The sequence below is a fragment of the Pseudactinotalea sp. genome, assembly GCF_048594945.1.
Taxonomy (GTDB): Bacteria; Actinomycetota; Actinomycetes; order Actinomycetales; family Beutenbergiaceae; genus Pseudactinotalea.
This window is the reverse complement of the sequence record NZ_JBMDXJ010000418.1, coordinates 1-3,716: the sequence shown is the minus strand read 5'-3', so window position 1 is coordinate 3,716 and position 3,716 is coordinate 1. Positions and strand designations below refer to the sequence as shown.

The following is a 3,716-nucleotide window of genomic DNA, read 5'->3' as shown; positions in this document are numbered from 1 at the left end:
GTCACCGCCCGGGCGTTCGCCGGCGGCACCATGCTCAGCGTCCCCGACGACTGGCCGCCGGACCAGATCGCCCAGCGGCTCACTGAGACCTACGAGCGAAACGGCGTCGACGTCGTCCCGCACTGACGGGAGTCAGGCGGTTCGCAGGATCTTCTCCATCGCCTTGCCCTTGGCGACCTCGTCCACGAGTTTGTCCATGTAGCGGATCTTCTGCATCAGCTCGTCCTCGATCTCCTCGACGCGGTACCCGCAGACGGTTCCGGTGATCAAGGACGCGTTCGGGTGGAAGGCCGGTGCCTGCGCGAAGAAGGTCTCGAGCTCGACCTCGTCCGCGAGCACGCGCTCCAGCCCAGCCTCGTCGTAGCCGGTCAGCCACGTGATGACCTGGTCAACCTCCGCCTGGGTGCGGCCCTTCCGCTCCACCTTGGTCACGTAGTGCGGGTAGAAACTCGCCAACGGCATTCGCCTGATTCGCTCCGTGGCCACCGGCTTCGCGTGCGTGCCCATGCCGTGAGCCTACGCTCACACGCCCGCAGCCAAGTCACGACGACTCTGAACCACATCCGGGTCGAACATGCGCGGCATCACCGTGACATCAGTTCCAGCTCGAGCCGAGGAAGTTCCTCGGTCTTAAGCCGCTCCATCATCGCGGCGATCTGGGCGTTCCCGAAGCCGCCGGCGCGATCCTGATACAGGGGCCGACCACCGCTGAGCGCCCGGTCCCGGACCAACGGGCCGGCACGACGCAGATCGAGAACATCGAACCCCTCGTACCTGGTCAGGTCATGGAGACGGTCGAGAAGGGCGAGCACGTCTGCGGACGCGCCTCGGCCGCCGCGTCGAGGCGACGCACGGCCTCGCGCGCAGCAGTGCTCATGCCACCAGAGTATCCGTGGAGATCTTGCTGACGAGCGCAGCGGATCACCAGCGAGAGGGGAGGCGAGGACACGGTGATCACAGTGGCACCCGCCCCCGGTTCAGCCCAGGACCACCAGCGAATCGTCGCTCGCGCCGGGAACCGCAGCGGTTGGGACAGTGCGATCGAATGTGACCAACCGCCCACCGTGCCGCACGGTGAGTGCGAGCAGGTAGATGTCGGTCACCTGCTGCGGACCGAGGAGGGAATGTGGCGAGACCGCAGTTGGATCGACCAACGCCACGTCAGATGGCCAGAACTCGTGGTGCGGCGCGGAACAGGAGACCTGCAGCAGTGCGAGCGCACCCGCGGCCGAGATCTCCAGCGGATACCTAGGCTGGCTGAGAACGCGCACGAACCCGTTCTGCGTGATGGCACAACTCGCCCAGCCGTTGTCGAGGTTCGCGCTCAGCCACGCCCGGGCTGACGCATGGTGCGTGTGGCTCTCATCGTGGACAGCGATCAGGACATTGACATCGAGCAACGCCCTCACTCGGCGGACTCCTCAAGGATCTGATCGACCAGGGATGTCGAGACCACGACGCCCGCACGTTGTGGAACCGTGGCAAACCCGAGGTCGGGGTGAACTGCGGCCTTCACCTGCTCCTGCAGCGACCTACGCGCCAACTCAGAGATCACCGCACCCGCAGAGCGGCCCTGCCTGCGCGCCGTCTCCTTCACGACGGTGAGCAGATCGTCGTCGATGTCGAGCGTGGTCCTCATGCGGTGATGCTACCGCATCAGCGCATCAGTTGGCCGACGGCGACTCTCGCCGCGAGTGGTGAGAGCCGCCGCCGGGCGCTGATGGGGGTCAGAAGTTGATCATGTGCCCCGAGATGCCGTGCATCGCTTCCTTGACGGCTTCGCCGAGGGTCGGGTGGGCGAAGACGACGCGGGAGACCTCGTCGGCCGTGAGGTCCCAGGTCTGCGCGACGTTGATCGCGGGCAGCAGCTCGGTGACGTCCGGGCCGATCATGTGGGCGCCAAGGATCTCGTTGTACTTCGCGTCGGCGACGATCTTGACGAAACCGACCCCCTCGCCGAGTCCCTGCGCCTTCCCGTTCGCACTGAACGGGAAGGAGGCGACCTTCACCTCGTGACCGGCGTCCTTGGCCTGCTGCTCGGTCAGGCCCATCGAGGCGATCTGCGGGTGGCAGTAGGTGGCGCGCGGGATGAAGCGGTAGTCGATCGCCATCGTCTCGGCGCCGGCGATCGTCTCAGCGGCCACGATGCCCTGCGCCTCGGCTACGTGGGCGAGCATCAGCTTCGCGGTCACATCACCGATCGCGTAGATGTTCGCGACGTTGGTGCGCATGAAGTCGTCGATCTCGATCGCGCCGCGCTCGGTGAGCTTGACACCGGCCGCGTCGAGCCCGAAGCCCTCCACTCGCGGTGCGAAACCGATCGCCGAGAGGAGCCGGTCGGCCTCCAGCACCTGCTGCTGACCATCGGCAGAGACGGTCACCTTGACGCCGGAACCGGTGTCCTCCACCGACTCCACCTTGGTGCTCGTGAGCACCTTGACGCCCAGCTTCTTGTAGTGCTTGGTCAGCTCCTTGGATACGTCCGGGTCCTCGAGCGGGACCATCCGGTCGAGGAACTCCACGATCGTGACGTCCACGCCGAAGTTCGCCAGCACGTAGGCGAACTCCACGCCGATCGCGCCCGAGCCGGCGATGATGATCGAGCCCGGCAGATCGGCGTCGAGGATCTGCTCCTCGTAGGTGACGACGTTCTTGCTCACCTCGACGCCCGGCAGCATGCGGGTGACGGAGCCGGTCGCGACGATCAGGTCGTCGAAGGTCACCTGCTGGGTCTGACCATCATCGGTGGCGACGTCCATCGAGGTCGTGCCGGTCAGGGTGCCCCAGCCGTCGATCTCGGTGATCTTGTTCTTCTTCATCAGGAAGTGGACGCCCTTGACGATCCCGGCGCTCACCTGGCGGGACCGGGCGTGCGTGGGGCCGTAGGACATCGTGGCGTCGCCCTCGATGCCGTACTTCTTCTTGTCGTGGTTCAGGGTGTGCGCGAGCTCGGCGTTCTTCAGCAGCGCCTTGCTCGGGATGCACCCGACGTTGAGGCAGACACCACCCCAGTACTTCTTCTCGACCACGGCCACGGACTTGCCGAGCTGGGCCGCGCGGATGGCGGCGACGTACCCACCAGGGCCCGCGCCGAGGACGACGACGTCAAAGTGTGAGCTCACAGGGTGAGCCTAACGGCGCTCGTACGAGTGAACACCGTGGGTTCGGCCACACAAGGACCGGGGCACACCCGCAACGTCAGCTCGCCGACCGCCCGATCCGCTGGCGACGCACGGCGATCAGCAAGCCCCCGGATACCGCCAGCATCACAGTGATCACAGCGAGTGCACCGAGGCCACTCGGAGCACCTGCAGCGGCGAGCGAGTCAGTCGGAACGGCACCGACGCTGGGATCCTGAGCCGGCGCCGGCTCCTGGGTCGGTGCCGGCTCCTGAGCCGCCGTGGGCTCCTGAGTCGGCGTGGGCTCCTCGGTCGGCACCATCCGGTCGAGGAACTCGACGATCGTCACGTCCACGCCGAAGTTCGCGAGCACGTAGGCGAACTCCACGCCGATCGCACCGGAGCCGGCGATGATGATCGAACCCGGCAGCTCGTCGTCGAGGATCTGCTCCTCGTAGGTGACGACGTTCTTGCTGACCTCGACGCCAGGCAGCATCCGCGTCACGGAGCCGGTCGCGAGGATCAGGTTGTCGAAGGTCACCTGGCTCGTAGACCCGTCGTCAGCGGCGACGTCCATCGAGGTCGTGCCGGTCAGGG

The 3,716-nt window shown here is 66.4% G+C and carries 5 protein-coding genes and 1 pseudogene; all 6 read right to left on the bottom strand.

Annotated elements, in window-relative coordinates; all coding sequences use genetic code 11:
• Window positions 1-132: 132 nt before the first annotated feature.
• Window positions 133-507 carry a DUF2200 domain-containing protein gene (locus ACOJSN_RS19205; RefSeq protein WP_420114094.1) on the bottom strand — a complete coding sequence of 125 codons (375 nt, stop codon included), beginning with the start codon at window positions 505-507 and terminating at the stop codon, window positions 133-135.
• Between the two features lie 77 nt (window positions 508-584).
• Entirely contained in the window at window positions 585-812 is a 228-nt protein-coding gene (locus ACOJSN_RS19200) for a hypothetical protein (protein WP_420114093.1), read from the bottom strand.
• Window positions 813-977: 165 nt separating this feature from the next.
• Complete coding sequence (locus tag ACOJSN_RS19195) at window positions 978-1,409, bottom strand: TA system VapC family ribonuclease toxin (protein WP_420114092.1); 432 nt, start codon at window positions 1,407-1,409, stop codon at window positions 978-980.
• Window positions 1,406-1,639, bottom strand: coding sequence for a hypothetical protein (locus ACOJSN_RS19190; RefSeq protein ID WP_420114091.1), 234 nt, complete (start codon window positions 1,637-1,639; stop codon window positions 1,406-1,408). The genes ACOJSN_RS19195 and ACOJSN_RS19190 overlap by 4 nt, the downstream gene beginning before the upstream one ends.
• A gap of 88 nt (window positions 1,640-1,727) precedes the next feature.
• Window positions 1,728-3,122, bottom strand: coding sequence for a dihydrolipoyl dehydrogenase (gene lpdA, locus ACOJSN_RS19185; protein WP_420114090.1), 1,395 nt, complete (start codon window positions 3,120-3,122; stop codon window positions 1,728-1,730).
• 283 nt (window positions 3,123-3,405) lie between these two features.
• Window positions 3,406-3,716: pseudogene (locus ACOJSN_RS19180) on the bottom strand (FAD-dependent oxidoreductase); the annotation flags it as partial.

Bases quoted from the DNA above. Each gene is read 5' to 3' on its own strand.
- ACOJSN_RS19190 (WP_420114091.1), bottom strand. From the start codon at position 1,639: ATGAGGACCACGCTCGACATCGACGACGATCTGCTCACCGTCGTGAAG.
- ACOJSN_RS19205 (WP_420114094.1), bottom strand. From the start codon at position 507: ATGGGCACGCACGCGAAGCCGGTGGCCACGGAGCGAATCAGGCGAATG.